This is a genomic window from Sphingomonas sp. IC081 (genome assembly GCF_006874585.1).
In the GTDB taxonomy this organism is placed as follows: Bacteria; Pseudomonadota; Alphaproteobacteria; order Sphingomonadales; family Sphingomonadaceae; genus Novosphingobium.
The window spans coordinates 68,797-92,551 of the sequence record NZ_CP029762.1; the positions used below are offsets into that span (position 1 = coordinate 68,797).

The window sequence follows — 23,755 nt, forward strand, 5'->3', positions numbered from 1 at the left end:
CAGGGGCTGGTGCCGCGAAATGCGCTTTTGGCGAATTTCCGAACGGTCTCTCAGCCTTCCTGCGGGGAAGGCCTGGCGCCTTGCGCTGCGGTGTCGTCCGAATGGCCGCTGATCTCCGCGCCTGCCTCGGGCGCAAAGCGCAGGTTCCAGATCGTTGCCGAGAGCGAGATGGCGGTCACCACCCAGAACGCGGCCGAAAAATCGCCCAGCGTCGGCAAGGCATGACCGCGCGCCAGCATGGCGAGGTGCAAGGCGACCGCGGCCACGCAGATGCCCAGCGAGAGCATCAGCTGCTGGAAGGTCGCGTAGAACGCGGTGGCATTGCTCATCTGCTGCTTGTCGATGCCGTCGTAGGCGATCGTGTTGTAAGCGGTGAACTGGAACGACATGAAGAAGCCCGCCACCACCAGCACCGCAAACATCGCCCAGGTCGGCCAGGCCGGATTGAACAGGCCGCAGATCGCGTAGCCTGCCGTGGCGATCACCCCGTTGACGATCAGCGAGCGGCGGAAGCCGAAGCGGCGCAGGATGCGCGGGGCAAAGCTCTTCATCGCCAGCGATCCGACCGCCGTGGCGACCGTGATCGTGCCGCTGCGCGCGGCGGAAAAGCCGAAGCCCACCTGCATCATCAGCGGCAGCAGGAAGGGCTGCGCGCCCTGGGTGATGCGCGTCACCGATCCGGCGATCACCGAAAGGCGGAAGGTGTCGTCGCGCAGCAGTGCCAGGTCGAGGATCGCGCCTTCGCGGCGGCGGGCATGGGCGACATAGGCGATGCCGGCAAGCAGCCCGACGGCGATCAGCGTGCCTGCCAGCACGGCCTCGCCGGGACGGCTGACCATCTCGAAGCCGAACAGCAGGCAGCCGAGCGCGATGCCGCTCAGGATGAAGCCGGTGACATCGAAGGGGTTGGGACGCTCTTCGCGCACGTTGGCGATGAAGCGGCCGGTCAGCCACAGGCCCAGCATGCCCATCGGCAGGTTGATGTAGAAGATCCAGCGCCAGTCGAGATAGGTGACGATGAAGCCGCCGAGCGGCGGTCCGACGATCGGGCCGATCAGTGCGGGCACCAGCAGCCAGGACATCGCGTTCACCATGTCCTGCTTGGCCACCGTGCGCAGCAGCACCAGACGGCCGACCGGGATCATCATGGCCCCGCCAATGCCCTGCACGAAGCGCGAGAGCACGATCATCTCCAGCGTCGGCGATTGCCCGCAGGCCAGGCTGCCGAGCATGAACAGCACGATCGCGGTGCGGAACACGGTGCGCGATCCGAAGCGGTCCGCCAGCACGCCCGAGGCGGGGATGAAGATCGCCAGCGCCAGCAGGTAGGACGTCAGCGCCACGCTCATGTCCTGCGGGCGGACGCTGAAATCGCGGGCCATCGTCGGCAGCGCGGTGGCGAGCACCGTGGCGTCGACGAATTCCATGAACAGGGCGGAGGCGATGATGAGAGCGACCAGCCGGTAATTGGCGCCGGGCGCCTGCGCGCTGCGATCGGGCGTCATCGCGATCCTGCCCGCCGCCGGGACGATGCCGTCGCGCACTTCGGCGTTGACCGAGGCGATCCCGCGGCGGCGGGGCCTCAGCACGGGGTGTCCGGTCTGCGGGGGCGGGAGAGGGGGGCTGGCATCAACATGATTCGACGTGTCATATAGGACGCCCGGCCCCCGCTCGCCCGATCGAACTGCGCAAGTGCGATTTCATTTATGCGAACTGTCGTGGCCGCCCGAGCGGCCAACCGGCGGCAAAACCGCCCCTGTTTGCGCGCGGCGCAACTGCCTGCGCGTGTCCGGATTTGCGGGAAAATGCCTTCACGGCGGCGGGCAAGGCGTTAGGGTAGGGGCATGGACGAAGTCGGCGCGATCGTGGTGGGGGCAGGCGTGGTCGGGCTCGCGGCGGCGCGGGCGCTGGCACTGGGCGGCCACGAGGTGATCGTGCTCGAACGCGAGAAGCAGTTCGGCATGGTCACGTCCAGCCGCAACAGCGGGGTGATCCACGCCGGGCTCTATTATCCCGACGGATCGCTGAAGGCGCGGCTCTGCGTCGAGGGGCGACACCGGCTCTATGACTTTTGCGAAAAACGCGGAGTGCCTCACCGGCGTTGCGGAAAGCTCATCATCGCCGGCGACGAGGCCGAACTGGCGGCGCTGGACACGGTGATGGCGCGCGGCGCCCGTGCCGGGGTGGAGGACCTCGTGCGCCTCACCGCGCAGCAGGCGCGCATGATCGAACCGGCGCTGGCCTGCGCGGGGGCGGTCCATTCGCCGTCGAGCGGCATCGTCGACCAGCACGGACTGATGCTGGCGCTGCTGGGGGAGGCGGAGGCGCATGGGGCGATGCTGGTCTGCGAGACCGGGGTGGATGCCATCGTCCGGGCCGGATCGCTCTGGTGCGTGCAGGTCGGCGATACGCGGCTGGCGGCGCCGATCCTCGTCAATGCCGCTGGGCTGGGGGCGCAGGCGCTGGCGCGGACCATCGAGGCGCTGGAGCCGGGGCTGGTGCCGCCGCTGTTCCATGGCAAGGGCTGCTATTTTTCCTATTCCGGCAAAGTGCCGTTCTCGCACCTGATCTATCCGGTGCCCGGCCCGGCGAGCCTGGGCACCCATTTTACCCTCGATCTCGACGGGCAGGCGCGGTTCGGGCCGGACATCCATTGGGTCGATGCCATCGACTATACCGTCGATCCCGCGCTCAAGGGGGAATTTCTCGCCGCCGCGCGGCGGATCTGGCCCGAGGTCGAGGAAGAGCGCCTCCAGCCCGCCTATGCCGGGGTTCGCCCGAAGCTGTCGGGGCCGGGCATGCCGGCGGCCGATTTCATGCTGCAGGGCGAGGCGGACCACGGCCTGCCGGGGCTCATCAACCTGTTCGGGATCGATTCTCCCGGCCTGACCTCGTCGCTCGCTATCGCGGAGCGGGTGGCGGCGATGGCGGGGCGGCGGGGCAGCTGATCCGGAAATGCGCGCCGGTGGCGGCGGGCAGCAGCGCAAGGTCGCCGCCATAGGCCCCGAGCAGCGAGCGGGCGATCGGCAGGCCGAGCCCGGTGCCGCCCTGTTCGCGCTTGCTGGTGAAGAACGGCTCGAACACGCGGGGGCGGTCGGCTTCGGGGATGCCGGGGCCATCGTCGACAAGATCGATCCGCACGCCGTTGCCGTCGCTGGCGAGCGTCACGGCGAGGCTGCGGGCTCCGGCTTGCCGGGCATTTTCGGCGAGCGTGGTCAGCACCGCTTCCAGCGCGTCGCCGTCGATGGACACCGCGGGCATGGCTTCGGGCAGATCGAGCGTGACGGCAAAATGTTCGCCCGAAAGCGCGTCGGCAACCGCGGCCAGGATCTCTCCCGGCTGGGCGGCGGCTTGCGCTGCGCCGACGTGGACGTCGGCGCGGGCCAGTTCCATCAGCCGCCCGACCAGCCGCGACAGGCGCCGCGCGTCGGCGGCCATGTTGGCGAGGAACCGCTCGCTATCCGCAGGCGACATCTGCGCGCCGTGATCCTGCAGCAGTTCGATGGCGCCGGAAATGCCCGCCAGCGGGGTCTTGAACTCGTGGCTCAGCGAGGCGGCAAAATCGCGCAAGTAGCGCGAGCGTTTCTCGATGGCGTCGGCCATCTGCTCGAAATCCTCGTAGAGGGCACGGATCTCGACGACTTGCAGGGTCGGCTGGCGGGAGGGGACGCGGCGGCCCGAGGCAAGCGCGCGGGTGGCCCGGCTGAGGCCCTCGATGGGTCGCACGATGGCGCGCGACAGCACCGCGGACAGCACCAGCAGCATCGCGAAGATCGCCGCCACGCCCAGCGCGATCTTGCCGCGGTCCTCGTAGATGCCCAGGAACAGCGCGCGCGGCGAGCGGGAGAGGAGCAGGACGCCCACCACCTTGCCTTCCACCACGACCGGGCGGGCATGGTGCAGGCGGATGTTGGCGGCGCGGCTCAGCCAGTCGAGTGCGTGGCGGGCGGGATAACCGGCGTTCTCGCGCAGCACGGTGGTCGGCACGCCGGCCAGCGCGGCATGGACTTCGGGCAGCGTGGCAAGGCTTCCGCCGGCTTGCGGGCCATTGAGCAGGATGCCCTGACGGTCCAGCATCAGGATCGAGGCGAGCGTCGTCACCTTGGTTTCCTGAAACGCCGGCATCATCCGCCAGGCCAGCGCCACGGCGGCGGGATCGGCCACCGCCCCTGCTGCTGCCCTGGGGCGGGGCGGCAGGATGGGGGAGGAGCGCAAGTCCACCTCGGTCACGCGGTCGTGGTAGCGTTCGGGGACGGCGGGCGGCGCGGCTGGCAGCGGGGCGGGAAGCGCGATCCCGCTGCCCACCACGGCGGCGCTGGCGGCGAGCGCGGCGCCTTGGGCGACCAGCTCCGCCTCGGTCCGCCGCACCAGCGCATTTTCGTAGACGCGCAGGAAGATCGCCCCGAACCCCGGCAGCGCGGCGACAAACAGCAGCGTGCCCAGCAGGATCGTGCGCAGGCGCAGGATCGGCCAGCGCCGGGCGACCGCGGCCTTGGTGCGGGCCCAGAGGCGCATCATCCCGGCGCGGCCGCTCCGCTGCAGGCGCCGAGCCGGTAGCCGATCCCGGCGCGCGTCTCCACCAGGTCGCAGCCGCCCGCTTCGGCGAACTTGCGGCGCAAGTTGCGGACATGGCTGTCGATCGTGCGGTCGGTCAGCGCGAAGCCGGGGCCGCGCAGCCGGTCGATGATCTGGTCGCGCGAGAAGATGCGGGTGGGCCCGGCGAGCAGCGTGCGCAGGATGGTGAATTCGGTCACCGTCAGGCTCACCTCGCGGCCATGCCACTGCGCGGTCCAGCTTTCGGGATCGAGACTCAGCAGGCCGTGGCGCAGGACCGCGACGGTTTCGGCGGGCGCGGCAGCCGAGGCGCCGCGCGCGCCGGTGCGGCGCAGGATCGCCATCGCGCGGGCCACGACCTCGCGCGGGGAAAAGGGCTTCACGACATAGTCGTCGCCGCCCAGTTCGATGCCCAGCACCCGGTCGATCTCGTCATCGCGCGAGGAGAGGAAAAAGATCGGCACGTCACTGGTCGCGCGCAGGCGGCGGCAGACTTCCAGCCCGTCCATGCGCGGCATGTTGATGTCGAGGATCACCAGATCGGGGCCGTGACGCGCGACCTGGGCCAGCGCGTCCTCGCCGTCGCCCGCCTCGATGGTCTGGAGACCGGCCTTGCCGAAGGCGAAGACCAGCAACTGGCGGATATGGGGATCGTCGTCGACGAGAAGGATCGTGCCGGGCATGGCGGCCATGTTCATTTCCTGGAAGGTCCGTGTCAACGCGGCGCAGCGGGTTGCGTCGGGGATTGTGCGGGCGGCGCCGGAGACGGCGTCGGGGCTGATGCGGGTGCCGGTGCCGGTGCTGGGACGGGTGACGGCGGCTCGGCGGGGAGCTCGGTGATCACCGCGCCGTCGCAGTCCCGCAAGCCGCCGCCAAGGTCGGGCCGGGGCAGCGTGGCGGCGATGGTGCGCGCCTGTTCCTGCCGGCGCATGTCGATCAGGCCCAGGGCGACCGGCTGGCGTTGCTGCGCGTCGAGACGGACCGCCTGCACGCGCGCATGGAACCCGGGATTCAGGCCGCGCCGCTGTTCGAGTTCGAGCAGCGGCAGCAGCGCCGAGCCGCCCATGCGGTTCAGGTAGCACAAGTCCAGCGCGGCGCCGCGGCCGCCCACCTCGCGGGCATGGCGCACGTTCCAGCGCGCCGCCATGGTGCCCAGGTCGACAAAGCAGAACCCCGTCAGCACCAGCGCGGTGGCGGCCAGGTTGACGTTGACCAGCCAGGCCGAACTGCGATTCCGCAGCAGCCGCCAGCAGATCGTGGCAAGACCGAAGGCGACCAGCACCATCCACGCCAGCGCGGCGATGCGCAGCCTCGTCAGCGAATAGGCTTCGATGTAGTCCGCCGTGCGCTGGATCGAGGAGGCGACCAGCACGATGTTCTGCATGATCCACAAGGTCACCAGCCTGCGGATCGCGGGCGAACCGGCGGTCTCGGAGCCCGGACGCAGCGCGATCAGCACGAACAGCGCGGCAAGAAGCGCGGTGGCGATCAGCGGGTAGGCGCCGCGGTGCGCGTAGTCGGCCAGGGTCATGCCCGGCGGCAGCGCGGCCATGCCCCAGAGATAGGCGGCATCGAGCAGGTTCTGCACGGCGAAGATGGCGTTGAAGACCACCAGCGAGAGGGTGATCGAGGCGGGCGAAAACCCGGGCAGGCGAAGCTCGCCGCGCCCTTCGAACAGCGGCAGCGGGTGCCTGAGCAGGCCCGGGCGCAGCAGGCTCCAGGCCATCGCGAAGACTATCGTCCAGAGGATCGCGCGGCCCCCTTGCGCGACCAGCGAGGTGTCGATCGACAGCAGCGAGGAGACCGCGCCGGCCAGGATCGGGTTGGCGGCGCAGAACAGCGCGACGATCACCGCGCCGCCCAGCAGCGGCATCGTCAGCAGCGATGCCGCCCGCCGCAGGCCGATGCGCCTGCCGTGCCCGGCGGCACGCACCTTCGCGATGCGCCGCATGTCGAGCAGCGGAGCGAACGGTGCGCGCAGGGCCTGCCAGAACAGGCGCTGCGCCCAGCGCCAGCCGTCGTCGAACCGTCCGGTTCGCGCCAGCAGGGCGGCCATGCCCGCCGCGAGCCAGAACAGCGTCCACGCCAGCGGCCCCGGATCCCAGGTCAGCGCCAGCGCGAACAGGCAGGCGGCCAGTGCGGCGGGCAGGCCGGGCTTGCTGCGGCGCAGTGCCGGGGTTCCGGCCAGCAGCGCCGCCAGCAGGGCAAGGGCCAGGAGGCCCCACGATCCATAGGCAAGGCCGCGCTGGTAGAGCAGCCAGTCCCCCACCGCGACCACGGCCAGACCCAGTCCGAGCTTCCACCGGAAGCTGGCCCCCAGCGGGGCGGCGGCGAAGTGCATTTGTGTGTCTCCCTGATTGACGGGAGCCATCATTCGGCGGGCGGCGGGCAGTTTATCGCGGGATCGCGGTCAATTGTCGGCGCAGGCGCGTTGCAGAAATGGTGCAGGCAGAAATGGTGCAGGCCGAAGCGGTGAAGCTCCTGCGGCCGGCGCCCGCAGGCAAAGGCTTTGCATTCGGCGCGAGGCGCGATAGGCGCGGGGGATGATGAACATTCCCTGGGACCAGCCGGCAACGCTGATCGATCTGGACGGCAAGACGCCGGTGATCGGCGTGATGCTCGAATGCGTGATGCATTTCGCGCTTTTCAAGCCTTTCGCCAAGGAGCAGGCACGTATCCTGCTCACGCGGCCGGTGTTTCGCGAAGGCCGCAAGACCCGCACCTGGGTGCTCAATCCCGACGAAATCGAAAGACTGGTGGAGCGGCTCAAGGCCGAACGGGAGGCGTCCCGGTAGGCCGGCGCGATCAGGCGGCAGCACCTGCGGCGATCGCGGCGGAAAGGGTGAGGATCGTGCGGGCGTGGCGCCAGGCCACGGCTTCGCGGTCGGCGCCGTAGCCGCCGCCCAGCGTGCTCGCCAGGGGAACGCCGCGAAGCCTGGCCTCTGCCGCCACAAACCGATCGCGCGCGGCAAGGCCCTCGTCGGTCAAGGACAGCCTGCCGAGCTTGTCGTCCGCGTGGGGATCGACGCCGGCCTGCAGCAGGATCAGGTCCGGCCCGAAATGATTGAGCGCCATGGGCAGCGATCCGGCAAGGGCATCGAGGTAGCCGGTGTCGCCGGTGCCGTCGGGGAGGCCGACATCCAGCGAGGAGCGTGCCTTGCGGGCCGGGAAGTTCTTCTCGGCATGGATGGAAAGCGTGAAAATGTCGCCGCGCCCCGCGGTCAGGGCCGCCGTGCCGTCGCCCTGATGTACGTCCAGATCGAGGATGAGGATGCGTGAAGCGCTGCCTTCCTCGATCAGCCGGTTGGCGGCCAGCGCCAGGTCGTTGAAGACGCAATATCCCGCGCCGGTATCGGCCAGGGCATGATGGCTGCCGCCGGCGGAATTCGCGGCATATCCGTGCTGCAGGGCGAGCTTCGCGGCGAGCCAGGTTCCACCGGGCGAGAGCTGCGATCGCCGGGAGATGCGTTCGTCGATCGCAAAACCGATCCGGCGCTGCTTGGCTTCCGGCACCGCGCAGCCGATCACTTCGTCGACATAGGCCGGGTCGTGGACGGCCTCGAGCCATTCCCGCGGCATGACGTCCGGGGTGTGAACGCGCATCGCCGCGCCGCTTTTGCCAAGCGCCTGCATGACCAGCGCATACTTGTCATGCGGGAACGTGCCGGTGCGCTCGGTTGCGACCACGTAGCCGGGGTGATGGACGACATGCAGCATGGCCATCGCGGTAGAACACCGAGGAACACAGGTCGAGCATGCATAGGCGCGCCGGGCCTCCCGGCGGCGGCCGGTGCTACCCGGGCTACCGGGGCGGCAGCAATGCCTTGTCGATGCGCGCGGCCACGCCGACACTGCGGCCTGCGAGGTTCGGGATCGAATAGCGCACCGCGCTTCCCAGGACCTTTGCCGCGTCGGACAGGCTCAGGCCGTAGTCCTGTTGCAGCCACTGTATCAGGCCCGTGGTCGCCGCCCGTGTCGCTTCATCGAGCGAGCCGGCCTGACCCAGCGTCATGATCTCGCCGGCCGTTTCGACCCGCGGCATCATGATGGCGGTTCCCTTGATGATCTCGACCGAGAATTCGACGTCCATCGAGGTCTCGAGTGCATATTGGGAGGTCTCGCCGTCACCCTGTAGGGCGTGTGCGTCGCCCAGGTAGAGCAATGCGCCGGGCTGCTGCACGGGCAGGAGCACCGTGCTGCCCGCGACCACCTCGGGAAAGTCCATGTTGCCGCCCGCACGGCCGGTATCCCCCGTCGACAGCGGCGGCGAGGCGAAACCGCTTGCCAGCCCGACCCCTCCCAGCATCGGTCGCAGCGGGACACGATAGCCGTTCAGCCGGCTCCCGGGCTCCTCCAGCGTCGCAAGGCCGTTTTCCCGGTCGAGGTGCCAGCGCACCGGGCGGCCAAGCTCGGAAGCCTTTGCGCTCAGGCCCGCCCCCAGCACCCGTGTCACGATCGTGTCGAGGCTCTCCGCCCAATCCCGGTTGGGGGTCAGCTTGCGGATGTGGATGGCCAGCGTGTCGCCTTGCCGTGCGCCCGCGACAAAGAAGGGTCCGGTCTGCGGATTGCCGAACAGGGCGCGGGTGACGCCCTGCGCGTCGATGCCGCCGGAATCGACGGTCGACGTGCGCACGATATCGCCGGGCCAGATCGTCAGGACCGGTTCGCGCTCCGCCGAGAAGCTGTTGGCAAACGAGTGCGGGGCATAGTCGATCACGCGCGGCCGAGCGGTCGGGCGCTCGGGCACGGCACGGGCGGAAATGGTGAATGTCTGGCGCCTGTCCGCGAAATTGTTGTCAGGGTAGTCGGCGGTGCCCGATAGCCGGCCATTTTCCAGTCGTACCTCGAAGCGATACTCCGCCCCGCGCTGGTCGGTTGTCCGGAACCGCAGGGTCCGGCCGTCCACGGTCCCGGACAAGGGGGCACCGTCCCAGTCGCCGGAGACGACATTGCGCCGGATCGACAGGTCAAGCGTCGAATATTCCGGATTGCCCCATCGATCGACCGTCAGCACCCACTGACCGTCCAACGCGGACGGAGCCGGGGGCGAGGCCAGTGCCACGCTTGTCGACAGGCACAAGGCGCCAGCGGCTGTCATGGAACGCAACATCGGCTTTCTCCCTTTACCGACTACATATGTAATCAAAAGGGGCGTTGGCAATGCGGAATGTGTTTACGCCGCCTGGAAGCGTGCCGCCGGCCGTTGCCGAAGTCCGGCCAGCAATCCCTTCGTGTGCGGGGCAAGAGATAGGCCCTGCCTCACAGAAACTGCAGAGGCAGGGCCTGAGGTGGTATGCCCGGTTTTGCCCGGGTCAGATTGCACCTCTGACGCAGTGCATGGGGTGGTGTGCTGGGGTCAGCACTTGCGATCAGAGTGGTACAGCGCCCGAGGCGGTGTGACAGGCGCACCCTAAGCGGAAAATCGGCTGAAGTGGTGTAAAGCAATGTAAAATTGCCGTTCACCCGGTTGCCAGGCAGGCACAAGGTGGGGTTACGATCTGGGAGGGGGTGTCACCTGCAAGGAGTTGGACGTTGACGAGTGCAGGAAGCCAGCAAGTGCGGTTTGGGGGGCGGTGTTCCGCCGTGGTCGCGTTGGCCATGCTCGCGGGATGTGCAGGCAAGCCGCCAGTGGTTGTCCAGACCTTTGGTGCCCTGCCGCCGCCCGGAAGTGTCCGGATGCTGGTGGACGGCAATGTAACCCGGCCTTTGGCTGACGAACTGGAGGCCGGGCTGGTCGCGCAGGGGTTCTCCGCTTCCGATCGGGGCGCGTATCTCGTGCAATTGACGGTGTCCGATCTTCCCGGCCGGGCGGGACTGTTCGCGCCGAGCGAAGGAGGGGCGTCGGCAGGTGCGTGGCTTTTGGCGCCCAGCCGTTCCAGATCGAGGATGCAGCGGGTTGTTGTCCTTTCGCTCTCGGACAGGGCGACCGGCCGAAACCTCTACCGCGTGCTCGCCAGCGAGCCCCGCAAGGCAGGCAGGGCTGGCAAGGCAGGACGGGCAGGCAAGGCAATCTCCGACGCGCGGATCGTGGAGGCGGTCGCGTCCAGGCTTGCCGCTGCGCGTCAGGCTCCGGTTGAGTGAGTTTGCGATCTGACGGTCTGGAAACCGCTCTAGCCGATGATCGGCAGGGCGAGGGTGAAGGTTGCCCCCTGGCCCGGTTCGCTTTCGCAGCGAATGGCACCGCCATGCCGCATCAGCACCGTGTGCACGAAACTCAGACCAAGCCCGACGCCATCGGTCTTGCGCCCGCCCCCCAGCGGGGCGCGGTGAAAGCGGTCGAATATCCGAAGCTTCTGTTCCGTCCCCAGCCCCGGGCCTTCATCGGCAATCGCACATAGCGCCCAGGCCCGGCCATCGGCGTCGACCTCGCGCTCCAGTGTGCAGCGGATGCCGCTTCCAGCCGGACTGTACTTGATCGCATTGTCCAGGATATTGATGAGCGCCCGTGTCATCAGCGAGCGTTCGACCTGCACCATCAGGCGCGCGTGCGTCTCGCTTGTCTCGAGGTCGAGCGACCTGGCGGAAAGCTGCGGCCATAGATCGTCGACGGCGTCGATCATCATGTCGTTCAGCGACACTTCCTCCAGGGTATAGTCCAGCGCTTCCGCCCTTGCGAGCTGGACGAAGCCATCGGCAAGGCCCAGCGTGCGCTCCGCGTAATGCCGTATGCGCCGCGCAACCTCGGGGGCGATGGTTTCCGCCGGCGCCGTTTCCAGCACGGCAAGGATGGACGCCTGCGGAGAGCGCATGTCGTGGGTGAGCAGTTCGAGGATGTCGTCGCGCTGCCGCTGGGCTGCCCGCGCTTCGCTCACGTCCATGAACTGGACGATCCAGCCAAGGAAATTGCCCGCCAGCGAGCGTTGCGGCGCAAAGCGTATGGCAAAGGAGTGGCCGTCGCGCGTCAATGTGTCATAGGCCACCGGGGCACCTTCGGCGCGCAGGGGCTGGGCGGCTGGCGGGACGCGGCTGCACGTTTCCCCGAAACGCCCGTGGCGGATGAAAGCGCCGGAACCGACATGCTCTATTCTTCGGGCACGACCGGACGGCCCAAGGGCGTAAAACCACCGCTCCCGCAAGGCCCGCTCGATGAAACGACCCCGCTCGAGACGATGGGAACAGGTCTCTACGGGATGAGCGAGGAGACGATCTATTTGTCGACCTCGCCGCTCTACCATGCCGCTCCGCTGCGCTGGGCGATGACGATCCACCGGCTTGGCGGCACGGTCGTCGTCATGCAGCGCTTCGATGCCGAAGCCGCGCTGGCGATGATCGAGGCGCACCGCATCACCCACGCCACCTGGGTGCCGACGCACTTCGTCAGGCTGCTCAAACTTCCCCCGCAAGTCCGCGCCCGCCACGATCATTCCTCGCTGCGTGCCGTGATCCACGCCGCGGCGCCGTGTCCGGTCGCGGTCAAGCAGGCGATGATCGACTGGTGGGGGCCTATCGTGCACGAATACTATTCGGGCACCGAATGCTGCGGCATCACGGCGCTGGCCTCGGACGAGTGGCTGGCAAGGCCGGGCTCGGTGGGCAAGGCCGTGCTGGGCAATGTCCGGATTCTCGGACCGGACGGCGAGGAACTGCCGGCGGGCGAGACGGGGGACGTCTATTTCGCCGACGGTCCTGCGTTCGCCTATCACAACGATCCGGAAAAGACCGCCGCTGCCATCAATGCCCGGGGCTGGGCGACACTTGGCGATGTCGGGCATGTCGACCGGGACGGTTATCTCTATCTGACCGACCGTCGCAGCTTCATGATCATCTCGGGCGGGGTGAACATCTACCCGCAGGAGATCGAGAACTGTCTGGTCACCCACCCCAGGGTCGCCGACGTCGCCGTGATCGGCGTTCCGGACGAGGACCTGGGCGAAAGGGTCATGGCGGTGGTGCAATTGGCGCCCGGCGTGGTCGCGGGGCCCGAGCTGGCGGACGAGCTGGCGGACGAACTGGCAGGCTTCACCCGCTCCGCGCTGGGCGGGGTCAAGACACCCAAGGCATTCGTGTTCCGGGATGAACTGCCGCGCGAGCCGACGGGAAAGCTCATGAAACGCAAGCTCATCGACGAGTTCCGCGCCGCATGAGCGGCGCAGCGCAGGGCTGACCCATGGAACGCCGCATCTTCGAAGTGGAGCATGCCCTGTTCCGCGCCTCGGTCGCCCGCTTCATGGCTGCCGAAATTGCCCCGCATGCCGAACGCTGGCGCCGCGAGGGGATCGTCGACCGGGACGCCTACCTGAAAGCCGGGGCAGCAGGGCTCCTCTGTCTTTGGGCGGATACCGCCCATGGGGGCGCGGGGATGGAGGACCTGCGCTTCGACCAGATCGTCATCGAGGAGAACGTGCGCGGCGGGGAGACGGGGTTCTATCTCCACCTGCACAGCAACCTCGCGGCGCCCTATATCGCGAAACTCGGCGCGCCTGCCCTGCGCGACCGGCTGATGCCGAAGATCATTGCCGGGCAGACCATCCTTGCCATCGCCATGACCGAAGCGGGCGGGGGAAGCGATCTGCGCGCGATCCGGACCCGGGCGGTGCGCGATGGCGATGGCTGGCGGCTCAACGGCGCCAAGACCTATATCTCCAATGGCATTCTTGCAGACGCCGTGGTTGTTGCTGCGCGGACGGGGCCGGCACGTAAGGAGGAGGCGGGCGGCGAACAGCTCGGCCTCTTCGTGGTCGAGCGCGGGATGGCCGGTTTCGAGCGGGGGCGCAGGCTTGGCAAGATGGGGCTCGCCGCGCAGGACACCGCCGAGATATTCCTGAGCGATGTGCAGGTTCCCGCCGAAAACCTGCTGGGCGATCCCGCGCGCGGATTGGCCGTGCTGATCGAATTCCTGGCGACCGAGCGCCTGATCGCCGCCATCGCCAGCATGGCCACCGCGCAGACGGCGCTGGCGCTGACCACGGACTTCGTGAAGACCCGGATCGCGTTCGGTCGTCCCGTTGGCCTGTTCCAGCACAACCGCTTTCGTCTGGCAGCGCTGAAGGCGCGGATCGACGCCGCGCAGGTGTTTGTCGATCAGCTGGTGCTGCTGGCCAATGCCGGGCAGCTTTCCGGCGAAGCGGCCGCCGCCGCCAAGCTCATCGCCAGCGAACTGGAGGGCGAGATGACCGACCTCGGCGTGCAACTGCATGGCGGCGCCGGGTACATGGACGAATTCCGCATCAGCCGCATGTATACCGACGCGCGGATCAGTCGCATCTTTGCCGGATCGAACGAGATCATGCTGGAAATCATCGCCCGCGGCATGGGGTTCGACGAGCGGGACTGGCCGGGCCGAGATCACAAAACGTAAAAATCGATGCAAATTTTTGACAAGGCATCTCGCCGTGAATTGGGGTATCCCTCTCGGATCGAAAGAGCAGCCTGACTGCCGAAACGGGAAGAGGAATGGATACGCATGAGCGTTCCTGACGGGCATTCGCGGCCCTTGCGGTGGCGGCCATGATGGCGGGTCGCGGCATGGACGTGCCTCACGTCTGGCATGGCGAGGCCATAATCGCCGACACGTTGCAGCGCGGTCCGGAAGTCAGCCTGGCATCGACCGACGGCCGCTGGCGTTTCAGCCGCTGGCGCCAGTTTGTCGGCAGCTACGCCCTGCCGGGGCTGCCCGATCCGCTGTTCGTGGTCCAGCTCGCCGGCAAGACCAGCGTGCGGACCTGGGAGCGGGACGGGTGGAGCGAGGACGCATCCTATCCCGGCGCGGCGACGATCGTACCGGCGACGATGGCGACGCGCTGGCTGGTCGACGGCGAGCTCGATGTCGTGACGCTCAGCATCGATGCGGACGAACTGCGCTCGGCGGCCGTGCTCGACCAGTTCTCCCACATGCGCTTTGCCTTCAACGATCCCCTTGGCTCGGCCTTGTCGCGCCAGATCCTGGCCGAACTCTACGAGCCGGAATCGGGCGCGCGCGATATCTACGTGGCGTCGCTGATCGATGCGCTCAAGCACCACATGATGCGTGGTCCGCGAAAGACGCTCGCGGCGGATTTTCCGACGTCGGCCTTCTCCTCCTACCGCATTCACCACATCATGGATTCGGTGAGGCAGAAGCCCGAGGCGGAGCACAATCTGGAAAACATGGCGGCGAAAGCGGGAATCACCGCTTCCCACTTCTGCCGCGTGTTTCGCAAGGCGACAAACATGACGCCGCACCAGTTCGTCCTCAAGGTGCGGCTGGAACGGGCGCAACAGCTTCTTTCGCAGTCCGAAACCCCCATGAACGCCATCGCCGAAATGCTCGGATTCGCCAGCCAGAGCAGCTTCAACCGGGCGTTCCTCAGGTTTGCCGGCGAAACGCCGACCGCTTTCCGCAACCGGCGAGGGGCCGGCAGTCGGGGCTGGGCCGCAAACGCCTGAACGGCCTGGGGCGGCGTGGACGGGCGATCCGCGGCCATCGCATCGCATGTACCTCCCCTTTTATGGCCGTCGATTGTTCGTGTAATGTCGGTGCAGGACGGGTGCAGGCCGAAGCATGGGTTCCGTGAAATTCGGGTTGCCGCTCGCCAGCCGTCGTTGACGTCCGGTGCATGCATCGGATTGACGGCGGCGGCGTACTTGTAGGTCGCGGAATTGCCGAACTATTTCATCTCCACGAAACTGGTGGAGAAAGCCCGTGCGATTGCGTCTGATAGTGTGCTGCCCCCTGGTCCCGGGACTGATGCTGGCGGGCTGTGGCGGTTCGAGACCTGCCGGCGAGGCGGGGTACGAGGCGATGGCGGGGAACGCCGAAAGCGGCGAGCGATACGATGGCAAGGCGGTCAGCCCGATCCACCGGGTCGCGAGCGAGCCGGTCTCGACGTTCGCGGTCGATGTCGACACGGGCTCCTATGCCAATGTCCGGCGCATGCTGATGGGCGGTCAGCCGGTGCCGCCCGAGGCGGTGCGGACCGAGGAAATGATCAACTATTTCCGCTATGACTATCCCGCCCCGACAGACCGCTCCACGCCCTTCAGCGTGACCACCGATCTTGCCGTCACCCCGTGGAATCCCGGCACCAGGCTGCTGCGCATCGGCCTGCGCGGTTACGATGCCCCGCGCGCCCAGCGACCGGCGGCGAACCTCGTGTTCATGGTCGACGTTTCGGGCTCGATGGATGCGCCGGACAAGCTGCCGCTGGTCAGGCAGGCGCTGTCGATCCTTGCCGAGGGCTTGCGCGCGGACGACCGCGTTTCCATCCTCACCTACTCGGGTTCGGTGGAGACGCTGATCGAGGGCAGCCACGATCCGGCGGCGATCAGGGCGGCGCTGTCCGGGCTGACGGCCGGGGGCGGCACGGCGGGCGGCCCGGCCCTGTCGATGGCCTACGAGCTGGCCCGTGCGCATCGCATCGCGGGCGGCATCAACCGGATCGTCATGGCCACCGACGGGGACTTCAACCTTGGCCTGTCGGACCAGAAGGGGCTTGAGGCCATGGTCCGCCAGAACCGCGAGGACGGCATCAGCCTGACCACGCTCGGCTTCGGGCAGGGCAATTACAACGATGCGATGATGGAGGCGGTGGCCGATCTCGGCAACGGCAACCACGCCTATATCGACAGCGCCATGGAAGCCCGCAAGGTGCTGGACGAGGAGCTCTCCTCCACCCTGTTCACCATCGCCAGGGACGTGAAGGTGCAGGTGGAGTTCAATCCGGCGGCGGTCGGCGAGTACCGCCTGATCGGCTATGAGAACCGCGCGCTGCGCGAGGAGGACTTTGCCGACGACAAGGTGGACGCGGGCGAGATCGGGGCGGGGCATCAGGTCACCGCGCTCTACGAGATCGTGCCTGCCGGTCAGCAGGGGTGGTTGCCGGCGCGTAGGTATGCCGCCAATGGCGCGCCGCCGCCGGTTCCGGCCGGCGATGCCTCCGAAGCGGCGACCGTGCGGCTGCGCTACAAGTTGCCGGATGGCACCGAAAGCCGATTGATCGAGGTGCCGGTGGCGGCGGGCCGTCTTGCGGCGGCAAAGGCGCCGACGGGGGACATGGCCTTTGCCATTGCGGTGGCCGCTTTCGGGCAGAAGCTGCGCGGCGATACCCGGCTGGGCCGGTTCGACTATGGCGACATCGCCAGCCTGGCGGGGCCGCAGGGCGATTACTGGCGCAAGGAGTTCGTGGAACTGACGCGGCTTGCCGCCAGCCGCGCGCCTGTCGGGGCGGAGACTTCCGCCGCAGAGTAACGCGGCGACTTTCCCCACGATCGCGCGCGTTCCTCTGGCCAGCCCGATCCGCCCGTGCCATCAGGGCGGATCGGCGCAGGGCCGGATCGAAGGTACAGCAAGAATGACAGGCATTTCCGAGGCCACGCCAGCCAGCGCGCGGCCGATGGCGGAACTCACGCTGCGCGGCGTGCTGCTGGGCGGGGCGATCACCCTGCTGTTCACGGCGGCGAACGTCTATCTCGGGCTCAAGGTCGGGCTGACCTTTGCGACCTCGATTCCCGCCGCCGTCATCTCGATGGCGATCCTGCGCATGCTGGGCAATTCGACGATCCTGGAAAACAACATCGTCCAGACCGTGGCGAGTGCGGCGGGCACGCTGGCGGCGATCATCTTCGTGTTGCCGGGGCTTGTCATGATCGGCTGGTGGCAGGGCTTCCCTTATTGGACCACGGCGGCGATCACCGGCACCGGCGGTATCCTGGGCGTGCTGTTCTCGGTGCCGCTGCGCCGCGCGCTGGTGGTCGATACACCGCTTCCCTATCCCGAAGGCCATGCCGCCGCCGAAGTGCTGCGGGTCGGTTTCGCCAGCGAGCAGGGCGCGGCGGAGAGTGCCAGGGGCCTCTCGGTGCTGGCCTGGAACACGGTGGCCTCGGCCGCCTTCGCGATCCTGACGCAGACCAAGCTGATTGCCGCCGAAGCTTCGGTGTGGTTCCGCACCGGGGCCGGGGCGACCGGCATTTCCGGCGGGCTTTCGTTCGCGCTGCTGGGGGTCGGCCATCTCGTCGGGATCTCGGTGGGCATGGCGATGCTGCTGGGCCTTGTCGTCGGCTGGTGGGTGCTGCTGCCGATGCTGACCGCCAATCATCCGATGCCGGGTGCCAGCGTGGAAGACTGGGCGGGCAGCGTGTTCAGCGCCGATGTGCGCTTCTTCGGCGCGGGGGTGATTGCGGTTGCCGCCATCTGGACGCTGCTGCGCATCGCCGGGCCGGTGGTTTCGGGCGTGCGCTCGGCGCTGGCGGCCAGCCGGGCGCGCAGTGCCGGGCAGGAACTGGCGCTGGAAGAGCGCGACATGCCGATCGGCATCGTCGCTGCCGCGACGCTGGCGATGCTGGTGCCCATCGGCATCCTGCTCACCAGCGTGCTGTCGGGCGGACCGCTGGCCGGTTCCTCGCTCCTTCTGGTGGGCGGCGCGCTTCTTTTCGTGCTGGTGATCGGCCTCTTGATCGCGGCGGTCTGCGGCTACATGGCGGGCCTGATCGGGGCGTCCAACTCGCCGGTCTCGGGCATCGGCATCCTGGCCGTGGTGGCCGCCTCGATCCTGCTGGTGGGCCTGTTCGGGCGTGACCAGAACGCGGATACGACGGCGGCGCTCGTCGCCTATGCGCTGATCGTGACCGGCGTGGTGTTCGGCGTGGCGACGATCTCCAACGACAACCTGCAGGACCTCAAGACCGGCCAGCTGGTCGGCGCGACGCCGTGGAAGCAGCAGGTGGCGCTGGTTATCGGCGTGGTGTTCGGTTCGCTGGTGATTCCGCCGGTGCTGAACCTGCTGAACATGACCGTCGGTTTTGCCGGAGCGCCCGGCGCGACCGCCGAGGCCCTGCCCGCCCCGCAGGCGGCGCTGATCTCGGCGCTGGCCAAGGGCGTGCTGGGTGGCGATCTCAACTGGGCGATGATCGGCTGGGGCGCGGCGGCGGGCGCGGCCTTCGTGGCGCTCGACGAAGTGCTGGGGCTGACAGGCCGCCTGCGGCTGCCGCCGCTGGCGGTCGGCATCGGCATCTACCTGCCGATGAGCGTGATCCTGCCGACCGTCACCGGAGCGATCGTCGGCTGGTTCTACGACTGCTGGGCCGCGCGCCGCGCCGATCCCGAGTTTGCCCACCGCATGGGCGTGCTGACCGCGACTGGCCTCATCGTTGGCGAAAGCCTGTGGGGTGTCGGCTTCGCGCTGATCGTCTGGGCGACCAACAGCGAGGCGCCGCTGGCACTGGTGGGCGACCTTGGCAAGATCCCGCTGGTGGCGGGCACGGTGCTGTTTGTGCTGATGGTGGCCGGGCTCTACCGGCGCACGCGGGGGCTGGTTACCGCCCCCGCCGCGTAAGGCGGCACCGGCCGGTGCGCACCGGCCGGATCATCGCGAATTAGTCGGCGCGTACGGCTCCAACATGCGCAACGCCGCGCGTGGCGGCGAGCATTTCCTGGCGGTGCCGCTCGCGATAGGAGGCGCGCTGTTCGTCCGTGCGTTCGGCGTGGCAGGCCGGGCAGCACACGCCTTCCTCGTAGAGCGGGGAGGCGACGTCCTCGGCGTTTACCGGGCGGCGACAGGCGTGGCACAGCACGTGCGAACCTTCGACAAGGCCGTGGCCGATCGTCACCCGCTGGTCGAACACGAAGCATTCGCCGCGCCACAGGCTCTCGTCCTCGGGCACGGTTTCGAGGTACTTCAGGATGCCGCCCTTGAGGTGGTAGACTTCGTCGATTCCTTCCTGCTTGAGGAACGCGGTCGATTTCTCGCAGCGGATGCCGCCGGTGCAGAACATCGCGACCTTGGGCGTCCTGCCCGCTGCCGCTGCGGCGCTCTCGGCCATCAGGCGGTCGCGTTCGGCGCGGAACCAGGCGGGAAAGTCACGGAAAGTCGCGGTTTTCGGGTCGATGGCGCCTTCGAACGTGCCCACCGCCACTTCGTAGTCGTTGCGGGTATCGATGACGATGGTGTCGGGATCGGCGATCAGCGCGTTCCAGTCCTGCGGCTCGACATAAGTGCCCACGACGGCCAGCGGATCGACTTCGGGCTCGCCCATGGTCACGATCTCGCGCTTCAGGCGCACTTTCATGCGGTGGAACGGCATCGCCGAAGCGCGCGAGAACTTGACGTCGAGGTCGGCGCAATCGGGCAGCGCGCGGATGTGGTCCAGCACCGCGGCGATGCCCGCGTCGCTGCCGGCGATGGTGCCGTTGATCCCCTCATGCGCCAGCAGCAGGGTGCCGCGGATGCCGTTATCGCGGCACACCCGGTCAAGCGGATCGCGCAAGGCGGCGAAGTCCGCGAACGGGGTAAAGCGGTACAGCGCGGCCACGCAGAAGGTGGCCGCTTCGGAGTCGCGGCTGAGGGTATCCATCGCGCGCCCATAGCGTGAACGCGCGCGGATGCCAAAGAGGGAGTGGTTCATGCGAAATTCGCGGAAGAGCGAATTTCGGTTCGGACTCTCACACTTCTACGCCGTCGTCCTCGTCTTCGTCCTCGGCGGTCCATTCGGACAAGTCGGCGGACTGGCCGATCAGCGCGAGGCCGTGGGCGATCGAGGTCAGTTCGTCGCCGGTGGCAATCCGGCCTTCGCCGAAGCGGCGTTCGAACAGCGCGCGCACGGCCGGGATCAGCGAGGAGCCGCCGGTCAGGAACACGTGGTCGATCTGGTCCGGCTGCAACCCGGCCTTGGCCAGCGCGCGGTCGACGGTCTGGTCGATGCGCTGGAGGTCGGGGGCGATCCAGCGCTCGAAATCGGCGCGGCTGACGTCGGCGTCGATGGTGAGGTTGTCGCTCTCGAAGCGCAGCGCGCCCTGCTCGGCGCCCGACAGCGTCCGCTTGAGCCGGCCGACCGCCTCGTAAAGCCCGAAGCCCAGTTCATGCTCGACCACCGCGATCATGCGGTCGATGGCGGCAGGGTCGGTGGCGCCGTGTCTGAGGCGGGCCAGCTGCTCCAGCGTGCGGCGGTTGCGCATCAGCGCGAGGCGCGACCAGTCGCCGAAATCGGCGAAGTGGCCGGGCGGAATTTCCAGCACCTTGTCGAACGAGCGGTAAGTACCGCCCTTGCCGAGCAGCGGCAGCACCAGATGGTCCATGATCCGGTAGTCGAAACGGTCACCGGCAATGCCGATGCCCGCCGCGCCCAGCGGCACGCAGCGCCGCGCGGCACCGGGCGCCTCGACCCGGACGATGGAAAAGTCGCTGGTGCCGCCGCCGAAGTCGGCCACCAGCAAGGTTGCCGGTTCGGACAGGCGCGAGGCAAAGCTGAAGGCGGCGCCCATCGGTTCGTAGACGTAGTGGACCGGGCGGCCGAGCATCGCGAACATCGCGTCGTAGCGCTTGCGGGCCAGCGCCGCGTCAGGCCGCGCGCCGACGTAGCGCACCGGGCGGCCGATCACGATCCGCTCTGGCAGGTCACGCAAGGGGGCGCCGCCGTGGGCCATCAGGTGGGTGAGGAACACTTGCCCGAGTTCCTCGAAGCGCAGGCGCTTTTCGAAGAGGTTGGCATGTTCGAAGGTGGCGCTTGCCGCGACCGACTTGAACGATTGCAGGAAGCGCGAGCCTTGCGGGAAGTCAAGGAATTCGGCGATGGCCCAGGGGCCTGCCTCATGCGCCAGCCCGCCTGGGAACGGGCCGCCCTTCACCGCATCGTCCTGCCAGAAGCACAGCGCCGAGCGGAACACCGAGGACGGCCCGCCGGGTGCCGCGAACTCGACGAGGTCTGCCTCGCCCGGCGCGCCGGAGAGGGCGATGACCGAATTGGTCGTGCCGAAGTCGATGCCGACGGAGGAGGGCGCGGTCATGGGGGATCCTTGAAACGGTCTTGGGAGCAGGGGCTTCGCGAACGCTGGCACAGGAATCTCGCCAGCGAAAGCGGGCGGCGCCTATTGCAGTCCTTTTGCGGTCCCGCAAGCCATGGCGCAAACGACTTCCCCCGCGCGCCTGCGGGGAGGCGCGCGGGGGAAGCGGGTCTGGTCAGGGTGCGGGGCTTTCGCCCGCTTATCGGTTTACCAGGTGAAGCCGATGGTCCCCTGCACCGTGCGGCGGCTGCCGTACCAGCACCAGCTGTAGTTGGCGTAGCAGCTCGTCAGGTACTTCTTGTCGAACAGGTTGGTGACGTTGGCCGAGAGCGTCACGCGCTCCATGCCGGTGCCGAGCTTGGCGAGGTTGTAGCGCAGCAGCGCATCGAACACCGTGTAGGACGGGGTGTTGTAGGGCGTCTCGGTGCCGTCGGCATTGGTGTAGAGATCGGCGTAGGTGCGATCCACGTGGCGCACGCCGCCGCCGATGGTGAGGCCTTCTGCCGCGCCCGACTTGGGCGACCATTCGAGATTGGCGCTCACGCCGCCGCGGCCGACGGTGGCAAGGCCGCGGCCCTGGCGGTTGGCGTAGACGTCCTCGATGTCCTTCACGTCCTGCGTGCTGTAGGCGAGGCGGAAGCTGAGGTCATAGGGCAGCGAGCCGCTCGCCTCCAGCTCGAACCCGCGCGAGCGGACCTTGCCGATCTGCTGCGAGGTGTAGGTCACCGGGTCGGAGACGATCACGTTGGTCTGGCGGATGTTGAACCAGGCGCCGCTGATCAGGATGTCGGTGCCCGGAACCGTGTACTTGGCGCCGATCTCGAGCTGCTTGCCGAGCGAAGGATCCGCCAGCGAGCCGTCTTCCAGCAGCGTCGTGCCCTGCGGTTCGAACGAGGTCGAATAGCTCACGTAAGGCGAGAGGCCGATGCTGGTCTTGTAGAGGGCGCCGGCGCGGTAGGTGAACTTGCTGTCCTTCTTGACCACGCCTGCCTGCGTGGCGCGGGCCCAGTCCTGGCGGCCGCTGAGGATCACCCTGAGGGCGCCCAGCGAGATCTCGTCCTGCGCATAGACGCCCTGCTGGCGCTGGCGGGCGGTGACGAGCTTGGGATCGGCATAGCCGACCAGGCTGTAGTTGAGCACGTGGTAGGGATCGCTCGGCGTATCCATGGTGCCGTAGACGGGGTCGTAGGCATCGATGGTGGTGCCGCCGCCGAAGGCATAGAGTTCGCGCGAGTGGGCGACCTGCCGGTCGGCGCCGAACATCAGCGCGTGGTGCAGCGGGCCGGTGTCGACTTCGCCGGAGAGGCGGTTGTCGTACGTCCAGTTGTTGAGGCTCTCGTCGGTCGCGTAGGAATAGCGGGTGTAGAGCGTCGGGTCGGTGTCGGGCGAGGCCTGCGGGCCGCCGGTGTAGACGAGGCCGAGCTCGCTCGACACGTACTGGTAGCGCGCCGAGGAACGGAACTTCCAGCCGCCGCCGAAATCGTGGTTCAGGATGTAGGTCAGGCCGAACTGCTCGCGGCTGAAGCGGTCGTTCGGCTCGCCGCCGTAGAACGAGGTGGGCAGCTTGCCGGCCTCGTTGGCGATCAGCGTGCCGACCGTCGGGAAGGCGCCGTAGTTACCGTTGTAGGGATCGTGCGAATAGGCGGCCAGCACGGTGAAGTCGGTCGAGGTGCCCGCGCCCAGCGTCACCGCGCCCGATACGGTCTGGCGTTCGCGCTTGCCGAAGTCCTGCTGGGTGTCGGCGCCGTTGGCGCTGCCGTAGAGGCGCCACAGCACGCTGCCGTCGCCATCGCCGATCTTGCCGCCGACATCGGCGTCGAAGCGGTAGAGGTTGTAAGTGCCGTAGCTGGCCGAGGCGGCGCCGTAGAAATCACGGTCGATCGGCAGCTTGCTCTGTTCGTTGACGAAGCCGCCCGGGCTCGACGCGCCGTAGAGCGCCGAGGCGGCGCCCTTGACGATCTCGATGCTGTCGATGCGCGAGACGTCGACCTGCGGCACGGCATAACCGGTGCCGCTGGAAAACATCTTGAGGCCGTCGAGATAGGTCGGCACGTCGAAGCCGCGCAGCTTGAACTGGTCGTAGACTTCGGCCGAAGTGCCGCGCGTCTCCGGGGTCACGCCGGCAACGTAGCGCATCGCCTGGTTGAGGCTCTGCAGGCCGAGCCCGGCAATGTCGCTGGAGGTGATGACGCTGATCGACTGCGGGGTGTCGGCGATCGGCAGGGTCGACTTGGTGGCGGCGTTGATCGTCTGCCCGCCGCGTTCGGCGGTCACGACGATGTCGTCGCGGCGGGGGCGGGCGTTTTCCGCGCCGTCGGCACCGGAATCTGCGTCTGCGGCTGCGGCTGCGGCTGCGGCGGAGAAGAGCGTTGCCGCGAGCAGGCCGGTGGCGGCGCCAACCAGCAGTCGGCTGCGAACCGTGTTGAAAGTCATCGTGTACGAACCCTGAGCTGTTATTGGAGTCGCTTCCCTTTCGCTGGCGGCTAGAGATATTGCGATACATTCGCA

General features: G+C 68.1%; 17 protein-coding genes and 1 pseudogene. 8 read left to right on the forward strand and 10 right to left on the reverse strand.

The features are described 5' to 3' along the window. Window positions 1-50: 50 nt before the first annotated feature. Window positions 51-1,589: an MFS transporter gene (locus DM450_RS18810; RefSeq protein WP_185928821.1), complete on the reverse strand. Its 1,539-nt coding sequence runs from the start codon at window positions 1,587-1,589 to the stop codon at window positions 51-53. A 255-nt stretch (window positions 1,590-1,844) separates the two neighbouring features. Here DM450_RS18810 and DM450_RS18815 point away from each other — a divergent pair, with 255 nt between their 5' ends. Beyond that, the gene (locus DM450_RS18815; RefSeq protein WP_142638197.1) at window positions 1,845-2,948 is read left to right on the forward strand and encodes an NAD(P)/FAD-dependent oxidoreductase; all 1,104 of its coding nucleotides are present in this window, start codon (window positions 1,845-1,847) and stop codon (window positions 2,946-2,948) included. On the opposite strand, the gene DM450_RS18820 is transcribed toward DM450_RS18815, so the two are convergent. From DM450_RS18820 to DM450_RS18830, 3 genes are read right to left on the reverse strand one after another with little or no spacing between them, the layout of a single operon-like run. Further along, a complete protein-coding gene (locus tag DM450_RS18820) occupies window positions 2,902-4,518 on the reverse strand; it encodes a sensor histidine kinase (protein ID WP_260610552.1) in 1,617 nt (538 codons plus the stop codon). The genes DM450_RS18815 and DM450_RS18820 overlap by 47 nt on opposite strands. Continuing rightward, a complete protein-coding gene (locus tag DM450_RS18825; RefSeq protein ID WP_185928822.1) occupies window positions 4,515-5,246 on the reverse strand; it encodes a response regulator transcription factor in 732 nt (243 codons plus the stop codon). The genes DM450_RS18820 and DM450_RS18825 overlap by 4 nt, the downstream gene beginning before the upstream one ends. Before the next feature lie 23 nt (window positions 5,247-5,269). Then, the gene (locus tag DM450_RS18830; protein WP_142638199.1) at window positions 5,270-6,895 is read right to left on the reverse strand and encodes a DUF4153 domain-containing protein; all 1,626 of its coding nucleotides are present in this window, start codon (window positions 6,893-6,895) and stop codon (window positions 5,270-5,272) included. A 202-nt stretch (window positions 6,896-7,097) separates the two neighbouring features. Between DM450_RS18830 and DM450_RS18835 the strand changes: the two genes are divergently transcribed. Then, the gene (locus DM450_RS18835; protein WP_142638201.1) at window positions 7,098-7,349 is read left to right on the forward strand and encodes a hypothetical protein; all 252 of its coding nucleotides are present in this window, start codon (window positions 7,098-7,100) and stop codon (window positions 7,347-7,349) included. Window positions 7,350-7,359: 10 nt separating this feature from the next. Here DM450_RS18835 and DM450_RS18840 read toward each other — a convergent pair whose 3' ends face one another. Next, complete coding sequence (locus DM450_RS18840; RefSeq protein ID WP_142639342.1) at window positions 7,360-8,271, reverse strand: histone deacetylase; 912 nt, start codon at window positions 8,269-8,271, stop codon at window positions 7,360-7,362. Between the two features lie 85 nt (window positions 8,272-8,356). Next, on the reverse strand, window positions 8,357-9,664 hold the full coding sequence (locus tag DM450_RS18845; RefSeq protein ID WP_142638203.1) for an acetamidase/formamidase family protein: 1,308 nt from the start codon (window positions 9,662-9,664) through the stop codon (window positions 8,357-8,359). Window positions 9,665-10,230: 566 nt separating this feature from the next. On the opposite strand from DM450_RS18845, the gene DM450_RS18850 reads away from it, so the two are divergent. After that, complete coding sequence (locus DM450_RS18850) at window positions 10,231-10,635, forward strand: hypothetical protein (protein ID WP_142638205.1); 405 nt, start codon at window positions 10,231-10,233, stop codon at window positions 10,633-10,635. A 29-nt stretch (window positions 10,636-10,664) separates the two neighbouring features. On the opposite strand, the gene DM450_RS18855 is transcribed toward DM450_RS18850, so the two are convergent. Next, window positions 10,665-11,474, reverse strand: a complete 810-nt coding sequence (locus DM450_RS18855) for a sensor histidine kinase (protein WP_260610555.1) — start codon at window positions 11,472-11,474, stop codon at window positions 10,665-10,667. Between the two features lie 27 nt (window positions 11,475-11,501). On the opposite strand from DM450_RS18855, the pseudogene DM450_RS18860 reads away from it, so the two are divergent. The 5 genes and pseudogenes from DM450_RS18860 to DM450_RS18880 all read left to right on the forward strand — a co-directional run. Further along, window positions 11,502-12,638: pseudogene (locus tag DM450_RS18860) on the forward strand (AMP-binding protein); the annotation flags it as partial. 23 nt (window positions 12,639-12,661) lie between these two features. After that, a complete protein-coding gene (locus DM450_RS18865) occupies window positions 12,662-13,852 on the forward strand; it encodes an acyl-CoA dehydrogenase family protein (protein ID WP_142638207.1) in 1,191 nt (396 codons plus the stop codon). 167 nt (window positions 13,853-14,019) lie between these two features. Further along, window positions 14,020-14,919 (forward strand): helix-turn-helix transcriptional regulator, encoded by a 900-nt coding sequence (locus DM450_RS18870; RefSeq protein WP_142638209.1) that lies wholly within the window; start codon window positions 14,020-14,022, stop codon window positions 14,917-14,919. A gap of 256 nt (window positions 14,920-15,175) precedes the next feature. After that, complete coding sequence (locus DM450_RS18875) at window positions 15,176-16,720, forward strand: vWA domain-containing protein (RefSeq protein WP_260610557.1); 1,545 nt, start codon at window positions 15,176-15,178, stop codon at window positions 16,718-16,720. Window positions 16,721-16,823: 103 nt separating this feature from the next. After that, the gene (locus DM450_RS18880) at window positions 16,824-18,803 is read left to right on the forward strand and encodes an OPT family oligopeptide transporter (RefSeq protein WP_142638211.1); all 1,980 of its coding nucleotides are present in this window, start codon (window positions 16,824-16,826) and stop codon (window positions 18,801-18,803) included. A 40-nt stretch (window positions 18,804-18,843) separates the two neighbouring features. Here DM450_RS18880 and DM450_RS18885 read toward each other — a convergent pair whose 3' ends face one another. From DM450_RS18885 to DM450_RS18895, 3 genes are all read right to left on the reverse strand, one after another. After that, window positions 18,844-19,821, reverse strand: coding sequence for a rhodanese-related sulfurtransferase (locus DM450_RS18885; protein WP_142639348.1), 978 nt, complete (start codon window positions 19,819-19,821; stop codon window positions 18,844-18,846). 88 nt (window positions 19,822-19,909) lie between these two features. Then, window positions 19,910-21,250, reverse strand: coding sequence for an Hsp70 family protein (locus DM450_RS18890; protein WP_142638213.1), 1,341 nt, complete (start codon window positions 21,248-21,250; stop codon window positions 19,910-19,912). 204 nt (window positions 21,251-21,454) lie between these two features. Continuing rightward, on the reverse strand, window positions 21,455-23,680 hold the full coding sequence (locus DM450_RS18895) for a TonB-dependent siderophore receptor (RefSeq protein WP_142638215.1): 2,226 nt from the start codon (window positions 23,678-23,680) through the stop codon (window positions 21,455-21,457). Window positions 23,681-23,755: the final 75 nt, after the last annotated feature.